Origin of the sequence: Wolbachia endosymbiont of Diaphorina citri (assembly GCF_013096535.2) — a bacterium.
Classification (GTDB): domain Bacteria; phylum Pseudomonadota; class Alphaproteobacteria; order Rickettsiales; family Anaplasmataceae; genus Wolbachia.
Window position 1 is genome coordinate 22,650 of sequence record NZ_CP051265.2, and the last position, 16,844, is coordinate 39,493.

The following is a 16,844-nucleotide window of genomic DNA, read 5'->3' on the forward strand; positions in this document are numbered from 1 at the left end:
ATTTACTCCTTCAACATAGACGACACTTTTTTCGAGCAGGAAATCACTTTATTAATCATGTAATTTTCATGATTGTTATCTATTTTAGGCAATTCGTACAAATAATTCACCATTATTCCGACTGACTGACTAATGCCTTTTTCAGAAGTATCAGCCATCCAGTTGATTTGTTTGATTGATGCACCATTGCTTAAATGAAAGTGTGCTACTGGATCATAAGCACCCCCACCACTGCTTTTAACCTTTAGCAAATAATGTGCACAAAGTTTCAGTAGGGACTGTTTTTCGCATTCAATGTTAGTTTTTATGCTTTCTAAAATTTCTGTACCTGATTGTTTTATATTAAGCTTACCTAATAAAGCTACGTCTTGATTTTTTAGCCATTTTGTAAATCCAGGAACTGGAGAAAGAGTTGCATACACTTTTACGCTTTTAAATTCTTGCGATAGTTTTTCTACGACTCTCTTTATTAAAAAGTTACCGAGGCTAATTCCAGATAAACCAGTTTGAGTGTTTGATATTGAATAGAATATAGCAGTACTTGCACTGCTTGGGTCACTTGAAGGAACTGACTCGTCCAAAACGTGTTGAATACTATCTGCAATCTCATTCATCAGTGCAACCTCTACGAAAATTAAAGGTTCATTTGGTATTTTGTAATGAAAGAAAGCAAAACAGAGATGATCAGAATCTAGTCTGTTTTTTAAGTCACCCCAAGAGGAAATTTTATGTACAGCTTCATATTTTATAAGTTTTTCCAACAATGATGCAGGTGAATCCCAGGTGATTTGATGAAGATCAAGTAGATCAACATCAACCAAAGTACAAAGTATACTTTTTAATTCGTTTTCTAGTGGACTTAGACTTTTATATTGATTCTTCAGCTTGAGTACATCAGAACGCATATCAACAATAAACTTAAGGCCCTCCGGTAAGGAGATAAACTGCTTCAATATTTTAGAGCGTGGAGATTCAAGGACTTTTATTAAGTCTTGTTCAAACTTATAGCTTGACTCAGAATCTTGATTTTTCTTATATACTTTTATTTCTTCATCTATTTTCGTTTTATCCGGATTGAACTTTTCTGCGAGGGTTTGTAAAAATTTTATTTGACCTGCCTCTGATAAACTCAAGTACAAATTACCAAGAGATACGGTGTTCTTACGTGCTGAGACTTCACCCCCCTTTGGGTTTAAGCATTCGTTCATCTTCAAGACTAAACTATCGACATCGCGACTACTACTTAAATCAGGGCCAATATTGCCAACCCATGACCTTACAGCATCTGCTACTTCACCTAATATTTTAAAAAAGCCCTTTGTTGTTTTCTTATCTTCAACTTTTATTATATCAGTTTTTGCTAATGATTCTTTTATCATATTTCCTTTTATCGTGTATCTATCTTAATTTAAAGAAAAATCTTAGTCTACAAAGAAGGCATATACTTTCATGGTACAACTATTTTATAATCTATTTAAAATTTTCGTAAAGAGAGTTAGATTTTTAATTTCATTATTTCTCTTACAAAAGTACTTTTATTATAAAAATGCCCTTTTGCCTCTTTCTTTTCCGGGTAAGGCTGATTTTTTAATTACCTAGTCGAAGTTACTTAATTTTTACACATCTATTGTAAAGTACAAAATCTGACTTTGGAATGAAAATGCTAGCTGATGCTTGGACTTTATTGATACTTACGCTACTTGAAACTATACTTGGTATAGACAATTTAATCTTTATTTCTCTAGCAATAGATAAGGTGCCAAATCTGCTGAGAGAAAGAGCCCGCCTTATAGGTTTTGGCTTGGCACTATTGATGCGTTTTGTAATACTATTTTTTACATCGCATATATTATCAATGCAAAAGCCTATATTTCACTCTGTATCACTAGATATTTCAGTAAAAGATTTACTTATGATTGCAGGAGGGTTATTCCTTATTGTTAAAAGTTCTATAGAGTTGTGGAGCGAAATTTTTGTACATAAGGAGAACAAAACAAAGGCAAACGTTAAATCACAATGTTTTTTAGTTGTGCTACAAATTATATTAATAGATTTAGTTTTTTCTGTTGATTCAATATTAACTGCTATAGCATTAACTCATAATATGATAATTATTGCTATAGCATTTACATTTTCCATATTAGCAATGCTATTTTCATCAAGTTATACCGCTCAGTTAATAAAATCCAGCCCAAGCTTAAAAGTAATTGCCATTCTATTTATTTTACTCATTGGTATATATCTAATACTTGAAGGACTTCACATAGAACTACCAAAAGCATGTTTGTATTCTTCATTCATGTTTGCATTGCTTGTGGAAGCTATAAGCAAAATAAAGACAATGCGGCCTTGAAATTATTTTGCACAAGGCAAAAGTCTAATTTTTATTTCGGTGTGTGACGAACATCTGTACGAACATTTCAATGTCATCCGAGTAGCTGACACTGGTTCTTTTTTTCTGGATTCCAGCGTCACGCGCTGGAATGACATTAAATAGTTTTCCTTAAAATTTGAGTTATGCAAGCAGCCTCTTTGCTGTGATTCGAGTAGCTGAAACTGGAATGAAATTATTGCTACTCCCACTCAATAGTTGCTGGTGGCTTGGAAGTTAAATCATACACAACTCGATTTACTCCGGAAACTTTGTTAACAACTATACTACTGACGTCTTGCAAAAACCTCCAAAATACTAACGAATGTTGATCTTTATTTTCAAATGGAAATGCATCAGCTGTCATGCCATCAGATGAAGTCACAGCCCTTAAAGCGCAAACATATCCGTATGTACGATTATCTCCCATAACTCCCACAGTTTTTACTGGTAACAGTACAGCAAAAGCCTGCCATATTTTATCATACAGATCATAATTTTTCATTGTGTTGATATATATTTCATCTACTTCTTGCAATATTCGTACCTTTTCTTCATCAACCTCACCTATGATCCTCACTGCAAGTCCAGGTCCAGGAAATGGATGTTGAAATATTATCCCATCTGAAAGCCCAATTTCTTTGCCAAGCAGCCTTACTTCATCTTTAAAGAGATAGCGTAAAGGTTCTACTAGTTTCAGATTCATTTTTTCTGGCAACCCACCAACATTGTGATGAGATTTAATTGTACTAGTGTTTCCTGAAGCGTGACCTGATTCAACTACATCAGAGTAAATGGTGCCTTGCATTAAAAAATCCACATCACCTATTTTTTTTGCCTCTTCTTCAAATACTTCGATAAAAGTATTGCCGATAATTTTTCGCTTTTCTTCCGGATCAGTTATTCCCTTTAACCTACTTAAAAACAAGTTTGATTTATCAACGTAATTTATTGGAATTTCTTTTAACATAGCAGTGGTCTGGCTCTTACGCAATAACCCAGTATCGATAAAAATACAGTTTAATTGTTTTCCTATAGCTTTGTGTGTAAGAACTGCTGCAACACTTGAATCAACCCCCCCACTTACTGCAGCAATTACTTTTTTCTCCCCTACTAAGTTTTGAATTTTTTCCTTCTGTTTTTCAATGAATGACTTCATTGTCCAATCTCTCTCACAATTTGCAATATCTAAGAAATTAGAGAGAAGTTTACTACCATTTGTCGTAGGCTTAACTTCAGGATGGAACTGAGTACAGTAAATCTTCCGCTGTTCGTTGGCAATTATTGCGATTGTTTGATTTATTATACCTGAGGCAATAGCAGTAAATCCTTGCGGTATAGTTTCGACACTGTCTGCATGGTTCATTAGCACATCGACTTCGGAATTAACGTCCCAAGTATCCTTTATAATTGGGGATTCTTTTAGTATCTTGATTTTAGTTTTGCCAAATTCCTGATTGAATTCTTTTCTTACCTTTGCCCCGAAATAATGACAAATGAGTTGCTGTCCATAACATATTCCAAGTATAGGAGTGTTTATTGTTTCGTTAAGTTTTATAATTTTATGTGCTACTTCACTTACTTCAGAGCAATTGTCATTTACAGATTGCGGTCCTCCAGAAAAAATAAATCCATTGAATTTTGATACTGTTTCGAAATCGATATTGCTTGGAAATATTTCACAGTAAACGCCCATTTCCCTGATTTGTCTTGCAATAAGCTGTGTAAACTGTGAACCAAAATCAATAACGGCAATTGCTGACAATGTGCTCCTCCATATTATTTAAAGCAATATTTGATAATAAAGAAAACAATAAAGTAAGTAAACTAAGACCTGTTTAAAAACTTTAATGCATGACTAAAGTAACTTAAATTTACCGCAACAGATTTATGATTAAGCTGTCTTAATTATCATTCTGATACTCTCTTCTTATCATAATAGCAACCCCAACATCTTTCCTTAAGTTGATACCATTGCCTGAACGGATACGTTTAATATATATATAAATTCCTATCTTTTATATCTAATAAACCAAGTGTTGGTACGATTGTTGCTTTCAGGAAGATGACGGTTTCTACTGTCTTAGCCAGTTTTTTTGACTTTTGATGCAATAAGTTTTGGTTATCTTTTCTATGCTCTATAAGCCCACCAATTACCATAACTTCGCCGCTCTTAATTTTTAACGTAGAGTGCATTTCTCTGGTTTCAATAATTGGAATGTCACTATTTAATTTCATTTTATTCTGCTGTGCGACATATTCTATATTTGGGTCTTTAGTGTAATCGTTAATTCTTGATAAGGTTGGGTGTATATCCATGAATATTTCATTAGTATCAATGTTAATGCTTGGGTGGATTATTAACACCACACCTATTGGAGTGCTATTCATCTTGGTAATTAATGCATGATTAGAATTTTTGGTATTTTTCTGTATATCGGAAGTAAAATAGATATGGTTTTTAGTAAATGAAATCATTGCTTGCTGATTATTTATAGCATGTACTCTAGGGCTTGAAATTACGGTTGAAGTGCCAAATTTGCCTAAATTTTTTACTAAATCTCCTAAATCACTCACACTAGAGTTAATTGCTAGGTCAATAATAGAGTTACCTTGATTTGTTATAGATTTGGTTTCATTATGCAAATCATTTAAGTTGATACCAGAAAGGTATTTATCGTCTAATAAAACTTCAACTATTTTGGCCTCGATCATTACTTGAGAAGACACCAATTTCTTAACTTTATTAATATATTCTTCAACAGCTTTGTGAATATCTTTTCTAGCATTTAGAATAATGACACCAGCTTCTCTGTTGGATGAAAGAAACTCACCATCATCTACTCCGTTAACATCCATTATTGCATTTAAGCCTTTTTCTAATGAATTCCATAAATCACTACTATATTGAGATTTCATATAGTTTCTATCACCATCACTGTCGGTAATATTGTTACCAATGATAAAACTCCTTTGCGCAGAGTGTTGAATATTGATGAAGTCTACGTAATAATTTTGTGCATATGGCAAATCTTGTTCAATTCTAATTACACCATTATTCATTGAGTAACGCAATTTGGCGCTGTTGGCTATATTCTGAATTACTTCGTTTATGTTCTTATCTTTTAGCTTTAAAGTAATATTACCTGATATTTTGGGATCTATGTCTAAGTTAACGTCAGAAAGTTTTCCTATCTCAATCAGTAAATCCTTTACTGGTACTTTTTCATCAACATTAATCGAAAGAAACTGATTACTGGTTGTAAGATCGGGAAACTCTACCGGTAAAGGTATCATTTCTGGTATTGCTGGTTCGTTATTCTTCAAAGGAGTATTATATTGTTGCAACGAATAATCGTGCTTATAATTGTCTATATTAACAGAATGTTGCTTGTTAGGTAGATGTGTACAAGAAATAATGAAAAGGAGTATTAAACATTTTAAAATAGCCATGAGGGCAGCATATAAATCTATACTAATAGTTTTCTATAAAAATGTTAAAAATGTATTTAATTGTATCCGTTCAGGGGAGTGGTTTAAGAAATGATAGATAGGGGATTGTGAAAAGGGTTTAGCCGCATGGAAGTGGGATGAAAAGAAGCACTGGTTTCACATGCATCTGAACAGACACCATTTTACAGCATTTTAAATTTGTCCTGTGCAATGTTTGTACAGTTGCGATAAAAATTACTTGACAAATTTTGACAGCTTTGTTATTTTGATAGTGAAGATATTCTAGAGCTCCAAATCTATCTTTGTCTGCAGATTTTTCAACTTCATTAATTTATAATCTCTAGTTAAAGTATATTGTATTTATGTATAGATAACTTCTATCATAGCTATATACATTTTTCTGAGTTTTTTTGTATTACTTAGGAGGATCATCATGTTTAAAATCATGGATTACGCATATCATTGACATAAATGCCTTAAAAGGACAGATGGTACCTACGTCCTCTTTATATAGGTTATGTATTTGTTCAGATACGACTAAATTGTGTCTAGTGTAGAAAAAATTAGACAAATTCAGCCTTATATAGAACCAAATTCAACGGAAGTAGAATTATCCTCATTTCCATAATAGTAACGATTTGCTTCTTGCGTATTATTAACAGCAGTTTTTAATAGTACTTCCTTATCACTATTCCATGCAACTTTCTCCATAATTGGAATATAATCCTTACACTTTTGATTGTCTCCACAATCCTTGATTTTACCATCATCATTTAGATAACGCTTCAATGCATCATAGTATACTTTAGTGTTATTACCTTCTTTATCTATCATTTGTCCTAAGGTATTAACAAGTATCAATGGTGCAACTTGTTTTGCTTTTACAACACTTGTTTCACTGGACTCTTTAAAGAGATTAGGACATGCTCCTCTGGAAAAAAAGCTCTTGTTGAATTCTGGATTACTACGGTAAACGTTCGGGTAGCAGAAACTCTTAATCTCTTCTTCTTGACACGCTGACTCTCTTTGATCATCCACACATTTTTCACATTCTATATTACCAAGCCAGGATATTGAATTAAGATCCTCTGTAAAGGCAAATTTAAAATTTACTGCACCATAATTACCATTTGCTCCCTCTTCTATATATTTTGCAATTTTAGAATTGCTGTACATCTCAGGATATAATTCCTTTAGTAAATCAGATGCACTAAAACCTTGACAACCTATCTTATTATCAACTTTATAAAAATGAGAATACGGCCCACAATTTTCATACTTGGAACAATCTGAGGTTACTTTTCGAGATGTAATTTCTCCATTTTCATTCTCTCCTTCATCGGTAACAGGTTCGCCCGTACCACTTTCTTTTTTACATTCTTCAGCTATTTTTTTATACCACTCAGTCTCTGCTTTTGCTCGCTTAACCTCCTCTGCGCATTTCGTAAGTTCCTTTTCTGCGAGTTCAAAAGCTTCTATTACTATTGGAACTGGATTTGTAAATCGCTTCTCAGTCGTAGTTTCACCCTCAGTCATCTCATCTATATCCTCTTTACCATAAAAATGTTTGTTGTTATATAAATAACTATTATTAATTTGGTCACTATAGGTGTTTTTTGACATAGGAACCTCCTCTACAGTCAAAACTGGAATTACATAAAAGTATAAGTATCTACCTGAATATAAAGAAACCACAGTTCAAGAAATCTCAGGTTAACTCAGAAATTATTATAAGCTAAAGTAATTAAAAATTTAATAACTTGCATTACAAATATAGCATAATAACCAATAATTAGATTTTCTTTCAATTTCTATCTTATCTTCACTAGCTTTACATAGAGCACATCTTTATTCACTAGAGAATCATGATTTTTCTACTTGCATGTGATTAATCACTATAATCTTGAAGTGTGGTTTATACGTAATTAGTTCTGGAACTTGCTAATGGATGATTGCTCTACATTTTAATTTCCGTCGCTGTTCACAACATTACACTCTGGAACTATATACCTAATATCGCATGCTGATTTCTCTCTTTATCTTCTGCAAATTAATTAAATGAAGGGCATTAAGTATCCACACTACTAAAAAAAGTGTGGTACAAAATATAAACATTGCAATGAGTGGCAGCAGTAAAGAACCTTCTATTGCTACTCCACCTTTTCTAAAAATACTTGCTGGCTGATGAAGAGTAGACCATAAATTCACAGAAAATTTTACTATGGGAATATTTATAGCACTAAAAATGGCAAATACTGCTGATGATTTCTCTGCTCTTGCTTGATTATCAAAAGCGCTCCACAATGAAAAATAACCAACATACAGAAAAAACAAAATCAGCATTGAAGTAAGCCTTGCATCCCATACCCACCAAGTACCCCATGTTCCTTTTCCCCAGATGCTACCTGTGATTAAACATATTGCCGAAAAGACTGTCCCTGCAGGAGCAGCGGCATGTGCTAAGACACTAGCAACACTATTGTTCCATACCAACGAAATGAAACTGAGTGATGCAATGAGTCCGTATATTCCAAGAGCAAGCCATGCAGAAGGCACATGAAGATACATAATTCGTACGATTTCTCCTTGTTTATAATCTCCTGGGGAGAAGAATAATGCCAAGAACATTCCAATTAAAAAACATGCGAAACAAATAACCCCAAGCCAAGGTAGAGCTTTTTTAGTAAAAGAAGTGAAATTTGTAGGCTTTAATAAAAACATTTGTTTTGAGAATAATTGTGTTAAGAATTTATCAATTAGTTTGAGTTTTATCAACAAGATAGTTTTTCTATATTTACGTAGTATAATAAATTAGCACAATTTCAGTAGCAGATTGCTTGCTATTATTTTTAGTATAACGTTGATGACCCTTAAAAAGCTTAACCTACACTTAGTGTCAGATTCAAGTGGTGAAACTGTTATATCAGTTGCAAAATCAGCTCTAAAACACTTTCGTTCTGTAGAAACGATCGAATATGTTTGGTCTTTTGTAAAAGGAGAAGAGCAGATCGATAAAATTCTGGAGGAAATTGAGAGAAAAAGTGATGAGCATAACTTTGTTATATGCACTATTACTGATGATGGGCTCAGAAAATATCTAAAAGATAATTGTATCAAGTTAAAAATTCCATATCGAGCAATACTATCACATATTATTAGAGAAATCTCATCCTATCTTGAAATTGAAAAGGATGAAAAACTTGACCTGTATACTGAAATAAATAACGAGTATTTTCAGCGTATTGAGGCAATAAACTATACCATCAATCACGATGATGGACAAGGTATTCAAATCGATAAAGCAGATATAATTTTGGTTGGAGTTTCACGCACATCAAAATCTCCCACTAGTATGTATTTAGCTTATAGAGGCTACAAGGTTGCGAATGTTCCTTTTATTAGTGAGGTACCCTTTTATATCGACTTAGCAAAATTAAAAAATAAACTGACTATAGGAGTAACAATCAACCCAAGTAGACTAGTAGAAATACGCAAAAACAGACTTACTTCAATTAATAACAAAGATAATAATATATATGCTGATTCTGAAAAAGTAGAAAAGGAAATTAAAGAAGCAGAGGAGTTCTTTAAGCAAAATAACTGGCCAATTATTGATGTTACGCAAAGGTCGATCGAAGAAGTATCAGCAACAATTATACAATGTTTTAATAAAATGTGAAAAATTTATCAATTGACTAACTCTCTGTCAGTGATCATAATGTAAGGTAATTCTATTCTTACTATAGATATGAAAGTTAAAGGGTCACTAAAATCTCATCGTAACAGAGATAAAAATTGTAAAGTTGTGAAAAGGGGTGGTAAAGTTTATATTATAAATAAGGTGAAGCCAAGATGTAAAGCGCGTCAAGGTTCTTAGCTTTTTGCTTGCCTTTTTATTTCATATGTTTTTCATATGGGATCATGGTTAGAAAGAAATAAAAATTGTTGTATTTAACCATAGCCCTGCTCATTTCTTCTCTTACATTATATTTTGGTATTAACATGATTACAGGCAGACGTGGCTTGTTAACATTAATTAACTTAAAAAAAGAAATTAATTACGTGCGTCAACAAGTGCATGAATTTTAGTAGCTTTATTCCTTCCTAAGAGCTTTGGAATCCTTTTTGTATCAGGCAGAGCAAGCATGAGCTCGAACTATCGTTCCATCGATTACCGCAACTTCTAAATCTGGATTTTGTTGCATATATTTTGCCAAAACTTCCTTTTCACACCACTTTTTAAACCTCCTATGTATACTCCTCTAATTGCTGTAAATTTCTGGCAAAAGACGCCACTGACAGCCACTCCGCAAACCGCTTCCATAAATATTCTCAACTTCTTCTCATTTTTGCTGTGTATTCCTTTGACTCCCTTTAAGAATTCAAAAGTTTGTTCCCATTTTCTTTTTTCTATGTAATATTCCATTGGGAGTTTCTCTATATTATTCACGGTCTCTTTTTTCTTATTTCTCCTACTTTTTCTTTACTTTATTTTCTCACAGCACATTTTGTTTACAGAACCTAGGAGTGCAAGCGTTTATGAGTCAGAGGATAAGTCATATAATATTTACTCGGTCTTAATACTTTGAATTTATATTTAAGTAAACGATAAACAGTAATTGGTATGAGTGATCTATTTAAAAGTGACAATTATGATAAAAATCTCAATTCTTTGATAAGAGTCATAAAGCTGAAGGATACAAAAAAAATTAATGAACAATATGATGAAACACTGAAAGATTTATCTCAAGCTCTTAAGGCTTTTACAAGCAAGGCAAAAGATATAGCCAAGTTTGTTATATATACTGACTTGAATAATTATGTGGAACCGTTGAATACAAAGCCACTAGGTTTTGTTGGAACATTAAAAGGGATATTAGATAGAGTCTTGGGAAAAGATATTCCAACTAAGGATAATGACATAAAAAATTTTGTTGGTGATGAATTATCAGGTTTCACTATAGAAAAAGCAGCCGAATATACAATCATTTTGAAAGGAATTAATGTATTAGGCTATGAAAAACTTAATACTTTGAAAAAATTTTTAGACTCAAAGCAGAGCAAAAAAAGCCAGGAGGAACATAAACCGCATGAAGTAAACTTGGAAAGCAGAACAACACCAAAGCAAAAGAAAGAAGAGCAGCCAAAAAAAGAATCTGCTAGTAATCGCATAAAGCAAATAAAACGGCCAACAACAGCACCTCCGCCACCTCCTACTGCCTCAAAAAAGGTACACTTTAAACCAGAAATAGAGAATGTATCTCCTGAAGATTCAGGCTATGAAAGTTCATTAAGTGAAGAGTCTGGACATGAGGAACTATCAAATTATCAAGAGAAAAGTAGTAAATCTTCAACAAAAGATTCGGAAGACTCAAAGTTAGCTAAAAAGGAGTCAACTCACAAAACGAAACCTAAGAAAAATGCAGGAACAAGAAGAGGATATAAAAAGAGACAAGCTCCAGAGCCACCAGCGCTAAACGCTACCAATCAAGAAATTAGGCAAGAAACTAAAGAAGATAAATCTGAAATACTGTCAAATTCTAAAAGGCTAGATATTGTTGATCAACAAGTGAGCACGAAACCAATAATAGTAGAAGTGACTTCGCAAAAATCAGCTGAAAATAAACCAATCCTGAAAAAATCTGCTGATAAAGCAGCATCAGAAGTAAAAGCGGTTATTATAAAAGAAAAAGTAAATAGCAAGAAGGACGGTAGAGTAAAGTCAATAGTAGGAAAATTTGAGCAAAATCAAGTTGCTAAGAGCAAAGCCACCCCTGCAACACAAGCAGATATCGGTATGAAGAAAGATCCTGCACCATCGCAAGAAACTGCCTCCCAATCTCACTCATTTCCGGTAGGAAATAAAAGATCTAAAATGAACCCCATAACAGCAAAGTCCGATTCTAAACTTCCGGTTAGTAAAAAACCTCTTCTCACTCATGTTAGTGTAAAGAAAATAGCTGCACGATTTGAAAGCCATGGGAAGAAATAGTTGTAACCTATTGAACAAACCCTATAATATCCTTGATCTTTTTTATATTGTTATTTGCAATCTCTGCTGCTTTTTCTGTACCTTCTTTTAATATTTTATGTAAATGGAGCTGATCCTTCAAAAGACCGTTCAACTTCTCACGTATGGGTGATATAACACTGATGATTAAGCCAGCTAACTCTTTTTTAAAGTGTTTCATATCATGTTTATTCACTTCTTCACACACTTTTTCCACATTTAAATCACTAAGCACTGAATAAATGTTTACCAAATTGTTTACTTCTGGACGGCACTTTAAAGTAGCAAAATCAAAGCCTAGAATTGAATCTGTTTTTGCTTTTTCTATTTTCTTGACAATCAAGTCATCTGTATCGTCAAGGTTAATGCATGAGTATTCTGAAGAATCAGATTTGCTCATCTTGCTTGCTCCATCTCTTAAGCTCATTATTCTTGATGTACAATCCAAAGTTAAGATTTCCGGTATGATGAAATGACTACATTTATAATGATTGTTAAAAGCTGATGCAATATCACGTGCAAGTTCTAAATGCTGTTTTTGATCATCGCCAACAGGAACATATTTAGTTTGATACAGCAATATATCCGCAGCCATAAGTACCGGGTAGCTATATAACCCAAGAGAAGCTTTTTGTTTATCGCTGCCAGCCTTATCTTTAAATTGAGTCATACGATTAAGCCAACCAATTGGTGTATAGCACCCCAGCAGCCAGCCCAATTCTGCATGACCACTAACTGCGGATTGATTGAAAATAATGGACTTTTCTGGATCTACTCCACATGCAATATAAGTTGCTGCTGCTTTGAAAATATTATTTTTTAATTCATTTGCGGGAAGCTTATTTGCTGTGATTGCATGCAGATCAACAACACAAAAAAGAGATTTATATTTATCTTGCAAGCCTATCCACTGCTTAATTGCACCAAGATAATTGCCCAAATGTAATACTCCACTTGGCTGAATACCTGAGAAGACAACTTCTGCCATACCTTGAGTGTTTTATTAGTTACTTTCGCAATCAGCAGATTTTTTAGAAAGAATAACCATTGCAGGACGAAGCAACCTATTTTTAATGGTATAACCAGTTTGTAGTACTTCTACAATAGTGCCAGGCTCTTTTTCATTATCTTCTCTTTCCACAACAGCTTGATGTAAATTGCTGTCAAAAGAGTTACCAATTGGATCTATTTCTTCTATTCCATGTTTTTTTAGATCACTCACAATCTTTTGGTGCGCCACTTTTATTCCTTCATGAATAGGATCATCATCTTTCAAGTTTTCCATTGCTTTTTTTAAATTATCACAAGAGTCGATCATATCACGTGCAAATTTTGTGACTGCATAATCACTTGCATCGCTAATTTGCTTTTGCATTATACGTTTAACGTTTTCATTATCCGCAACAGCGCGACGTAAATGATCTTCAAGCTGAACTGCACGTTCTTTTAATATATTAAGCTCTTCACTTAAATCACCTATTTGCTGATCTTCTTGGTCATCCCCTTTTCGTTTACTGACCATATCTGCAAATTTCTTTTTTTTCTCTTTATTACTATCTGACATATCATTCACCCTTACAAACTTAATAAATATATAACAATCAATCTAAAAATATCAAGCGTTAGCTATCCTTGTCTTTCTATGCTTGCATTTAAAAAGTCAATCAAAGCAGTTTTATAAAGAGAATCAGAAAAAGTATCAATATTACTTTGCGCCATATTAATATAGTGTTTAGCTTCTTCCATAGAAACATGAATGGCATTATGATGATTAATATGTTGTAATGCTTGGTCAAAATTGTGTCTAGCTGAAGAAAAAGATTTCTCCCAGAATTTTTGTTCTGATGGGCTGCCTTTTTCATATGCTATAATAGAAGGTAAAGTAACTTTACCTTCAAAGAAATCTTTTCCAAGTTGCTTTCCTAAAGTGCCTTGATTAGCAGTATAATCTAGCACGTCATCAATTATTTGGAATGCCATACCAAAATTAAACCCGAAATTCCTTAGCCTCTCTGTTTCGTCACTTGTGGCTCCAGATACTACTGATGCAGCCTCGCAGCATGCAGAAAATAAAGATGCTGTCTTTTCTCCAATGATATTAAAATAATTTTTCCTAATTGTGTTAGGGTCAAAACGCGTTGTCATCTGCTTTATCTCACCCTTGACAAGCAAATTAGATGCCTTAGATAAAATAGAGAGAACACTTAAATTCCCACATTCTATAAGCCATTTAAATGCTAAGGTCAATAATAGATCACCAACTAAAATGCTTGATTTATTTCCCCAAATTTTATTTGCTGTTGCAACTCCATGGCGTGCCTTACTTTCATCAAGCACATCATCATGAAGTAAAGTAGCGTTGTGTATAAATTCTACCGATGCAGCAATGTTGACTCTACTCTCTCCAGAGTAATTCAGCATTTTACACATAATAAAAATGAGCTTAGGCCTTATCTTTTTTCCTCCTGAATTAATAAGATGAGATGTAATATCGGTAGCAAGCTTAGTACCTTCATCATTGACATTTTTGAAGATAAAGTCATTCATAGCCAATAAATCAGAGGATACAATATCATCTAATTTACTACTTTTTGTTAAATCAATGTTTAGCATTTAAGAGGACTTATGCTTCTTGCCCTTGTACTTTCTCAACTTTTTTCTTTTCTATTTTTTTCGATTCTGTTTCTAAATCTACTATGCTTTTTTTAATGAACCACATTACCCTTTCAGTTGCTTGCGCTCCTACACTTAGCCAATGTTTTAATCTATCAGCTTTTACCACAACACGATTTTTATTGTCTTTTGGCAACATTGGATCATATTGTCCTATTCTCTCAATAAAGCGCCCATCTCTTGGTGCTCGTGAGTCGGCTACAACTATCCTATAAAAAGGACGCTTCTTTGCCCCAAACCTTGCTAACCTTATTTTAACTGCCATGTCAACCTTTATTCATATATTAATTACAATTTAAATACAATAAACAGCTCAAGTCAAACTAATTGTACCTCTTTTACCTAAAAATACAATATAGCCCCCTCCAATCACTCATAAAAGGAAGATAATAAACTTTTTTATATATCATCAATCATAGCATGATTAACTTCTACTCTATACTTTGATTTTAGATAGCTAATTAACTGTTCCTTTAGCGATATCATCACACGTTTTCCGGTGTCAAGCATGTTTAATTTACCATTTGATGAATGCATTTGTTTTAGAACGCCTATTATAATTTCATTATTGTATTGAATAGGATCTGTTACCGAATTAGTTGTTTTCATATTGAAAATCTCTTCTATGAAAGAAAAAGGGTAGTTTTGTTCATTGCGTTGTATTTGCTGGCCTTTAACCAATTTTATACCTTGCATTTCTTCCAAATCTGTCTTTTCTCTTAGTTGAACTGCTACTTCTTGTCCCATTTTAAACATTCTTTCTTTTATAAATTTACTACGCCAAAGCTTTATGGCTGATTCCCTACTTTCTTCAAAACTTTGTAATTTAGGAGGAACGATATCACTGATTTTTACACCAACAACAGTATCTCCAACACCCTTAAAATAATTCTTCTGATCTTTCTCGCGTGAAAAAATGAAAGAAATGAAATCGCTGGAATTTCCTACTTCATTACCACTTTGGTCTTTTCCACTAGCATCTACTGGACCAATGGTTTGTATAGGTAAATTGTAATTATTGGAGATTTCTTCAATCGTTGCACCATTGTATATCTTATAATTCACTTGATTTATGAAATCATTGACTTTTTCAAAAGACTTTTGATTGGTTAAAACTGACCTTATGTCTTTTTTTAAATCAACCAAGTCTTCATCAGAGATTTGATGTATGCTTTCTACCTTTATTACGTGCCATCCAAAATTGCTTGTTAAAACTTCACTTACTTCACCTGTTTTGAGAGCAAATACCTTTTCTCTCATATTTTCAGGTAAGAAATCCTTAGTTATATTATTTACTCTGGTTTCATCGAGTTTCACTTTATTAAACTCTTCTATTATTTGTTCAAATCTTGCTTTACTTTCTTCAAGTTCTCTTCTTGCTATTTCAGCTTTTTCTTTGGTAGGAAATATCACATTGAATATGTCTCTTTGATTTTTAAGTTCCTGATGTTCTATTATACTATCAACCTCTTCATCTGAAATTCTGATTTGATCTTCAAAATATTTTTGATCCAGAGAAATGTATTGCGCAGTTCGATACTCAGGGTAATAAAAATTGGACTTATTTCTTTCATACAAATCAAGTAAGGCTTGATCATCTGGTTCAGGAACGTCTGTAATTGCATCCTCAGTTATTTTAACAATATCAATTACTCTAGTTTGGTAGCGATTTTTGTATATCTGCTCATCAACACTCTCACCAAAAGTTACCGGATAATTATCTTTAAATAACGAAGTCATGAACATCATTGCAGGCAGGATTTCCTCTAGCTTTTCTATATATTCCTTTTCTGTTATATGCAGGCTATTTAGAGTTTGATTGAATTTATTATGGTCAAATTCTCCTTTATCGTCCTGAAAGTACTTGGTATTTTTTATATGGCTTTTGATAGATTCTTCTCCAACTTTTAATCCAAGTTCGCTAATTAGGTTAAACAATAGTTTTTGCTCTATAAGTGCGTTAAGTAAATCATATTTCAGCTTTTTTACTTGTTCTTTACTTACATCAGATCCAGAAATTTGCTTTTCATAATTTTGATATAGTAATTTATATTCATCTGATGTTATAACTTCCTTTCCTACTTTAGCTAATTCTTTCCTTTCATCATCATTTGATAAAAGATTGCCAATCCCCATAAAGATTAATAAGCAAACTAAAAGAAGAACGATTGCCTTGGTAAAAAAATTTCTAATACTCATTGTAAACTCAGTTAACTAACACTTAAATTTAGAATAGCAATAATTTAATCTTTGTAAATCTATTAACAAATTAGCTAATGTATGTAATATTGTAGTGTATTAAATTGAATGGAAGCTTATATTAACCTAAGAGATAAG

At 33.0% G+C, this 16,844-nt stretch carries 15 protein-coding genes; 4 read left to right on the forward strand and 11 right to left on the reverse strand.

The window, feature by feature from the left end; all coding sequences use genetic code 11:
* Positions 1-2 precede the first annotated feature (2 nt).
* Positions 3-1,379, reverse strand: coding sequence for a malonyl-CoA decarboxylase (locus HGO49_RS00110; RefSeq protein ID WP_017531763.1), 1,377 nt, complete (start codon positions 1,377-1,379; stop codon positions 3-5).
* Positions 1,380-1,660: 281 nt separating this feature from the next.
* Between HGO49_RS00110 and HGO49_RS00115 the strand changes: the two genes are divergently transcribed.
* On the forward strand, positions 1,661-2,353 hold the full coding sequence (locus HGO49_RS00115) for a TerC family protein (RefSeq protein ID WP_026092596.1): 693 nt from the start codon (positions 1,661-1,663) through the stop codon (positions 2,351-2,353).
* A gap of 220 nt (positions 2,354-2,573) precedes the next feature.
* On the opposite strand, the gene guaA is transcribed toward HGO49_RS00115, so the two are convergent.
* The 4 genes from guaA to ccmC all read right to left on the reverse strand — a co-directional run bounded on the left by guaA (position 2,574) and on the right by ccmC (position 8,545).
* A complete protein-coding gene (guaA, locus tag HGO49_RS00120) occupies positions 2,574-4,136 on the reverse strand; it encodes a glutamine-hydrolyzing GMP synthase (protein WP_017531761.1) in 1,563 nt (520 codons plus the stop codon).
* A gap of 227 nt (positions 4,137-4,363) precedes the next feature.
* Positions 4,364-5,824: a type II secretion system protein GspD gene (locus HGO49_RS00125; RefSeq protein ID WP_017531760.1), complete on the reverse strand. Its 1,461-nt coding sequence runs from the start codon at positions 5,822-5,824 to the stop codon at positions 4,364-4,366.
* 579 nt (positions 5,825-6,403) lie between these two features.
* Complete coding sequence (locus HGO49_RS00130; protein WP_017531759.1) at positions 6,404-7,447, reverse strand: hypothetical protein; 1,044 nt, start codon at positions 7,445-7,447, stop codon at positions 6,404-6,406.
* Between the two features lie 387 nt (positions 7,448-7,834).
* Positions 7,835-8,545, reverse strand: a complete 711-nt coding sequence (gene ccmC, locus HGO49_RS00135) for a heme ABC transporter permease CcmC (protein WP_026092595.1) — start codon at positions 8,543-8,545, stop codon at positions 7,835-7,837.
* Between the two features lie 142 nt (positions 8,546-8,687).
* On the opposite strand from ccmC, the gene HGO49_RS00140 reads away from it, so the two are divergent.
* A complete protein-coding gene (locus HGO49_RS00140; protein ID WP_017531757.1) occupies positions 8,688-9,503 on the forward strand; it encodes a pyruvate, water dikinase regulatory protein in 816 nt (271 codons plus the stop codon).
* Between the two features lie 69 nt (positions 9,504-9,572).
* Entirely contained in the window at positions 9,573-9,701 is a 129-nt protein-coding gene (gene ykgO / locus HGO49_RS00145) for a type B 50S ribosomal protein L36 (RefSeq protein WP_006015378.1), read from the forward strand.
* A gap of 306 nt (positions 9,702-10,007) precedes the next feature.
* Here the strand turns inward: ykgO and HGO49_RS00150 are convergent, their stop codons facing one another.
* Positions 10,008-10,250: a hypothetical protein gene (locus HGO49_RS00150; protein WP_157072266.1), complete on the reverse strand. Its 243-nt coding sequence runs from the start codon at positions 10,248-10,250 to the stop codon at positions 10,008-10,010.
* 198 nt (positions 10,251-10,448) lie between these two features.
* Between HGO49_RS00150 and HGO49_RS00155 the strand changes: the two genes are divergently transcribed.
* Positions 10,449-11,816 carry a hypothetical protein gene (locus HGO49_RS00155; protein WP_017531797.1) on the forward strand — a complete coding sequence of 456 codons (1,368 nt, stop codon included), beginning with the start codon at positions 10,449-10,451 and terminating at the stop codon, positions 11,814-11,816.
* Between the two features lie 7 nt (positions 11,817-11,823).
* Here HGO49_RS00155 and trpS read toward each other — a convergent pair whose 3' ends face one another.
* From trpS to HGO49_RS00180, 5 genes are all read right to left on the reverse strand, one after another.
* Entirely contained in the window at positions 11,824-12,822 is a 999-nt protein-coding gene (gene trpS / locus HGO49_RS00160; RefSeq protein ID WP_017531798.1) for a tryptophan--tRNA ligase, read from the reverse strand.
* 15 nt (positions 12,823-12,837) lie between these two features.
* Positions 12,838-13,398, reverse strand: a complete 561-nt coding sequence (locus HGO49_RS00165; protein WP_017531799.1) for a nucleotide exchange factor GrpE — start codon at positions 13,396-13,398, stop codon at positions 12,838-12,840.
* A 62-nt stretch (positions 13,399-13,460) separates the two neighbouring features.
* Positions 13,461-14,447 (reverse strand): polyprenyl synthetase family protein, encoded by a 987-nt coding sequence (locus HGO49_RS00170; protein WP_017531800.1) that lies wholly within the window; start codon positions 14,445-14,447, stop codon positions 13,461-13,463.
* Positions 14,448-14,457: 10 nt separating this feature from the next.
* Positions 14,458-14,772 (reverse strand): 30S ribosomal protein S16, encoded by a 315-nt coding sequence (gene rpsP, locus HGO49_RS00175; RefSeq protein WP_017531801.1) that lies wholly within the window; start codon positions 14,770-14,772, stop codon positions 14,458-14,460.
* 134 nt (positions 14,773-14,906) lie between these two features.
* The gene (locus tag HGO49_RS00180) at positions 14,907-16,706 is read right to left on the reverse strand and encodes a peptidylprolyl isomerase (protein ID WP_026092602.1); all 1,800 of its coding nucleotides are present in this window, start codon (positions 16,704-16,706) and stop codon (positions 14,907-14,909) included.
* Positions 16,707-16,844: the final 138 nt, after the last annotated feature.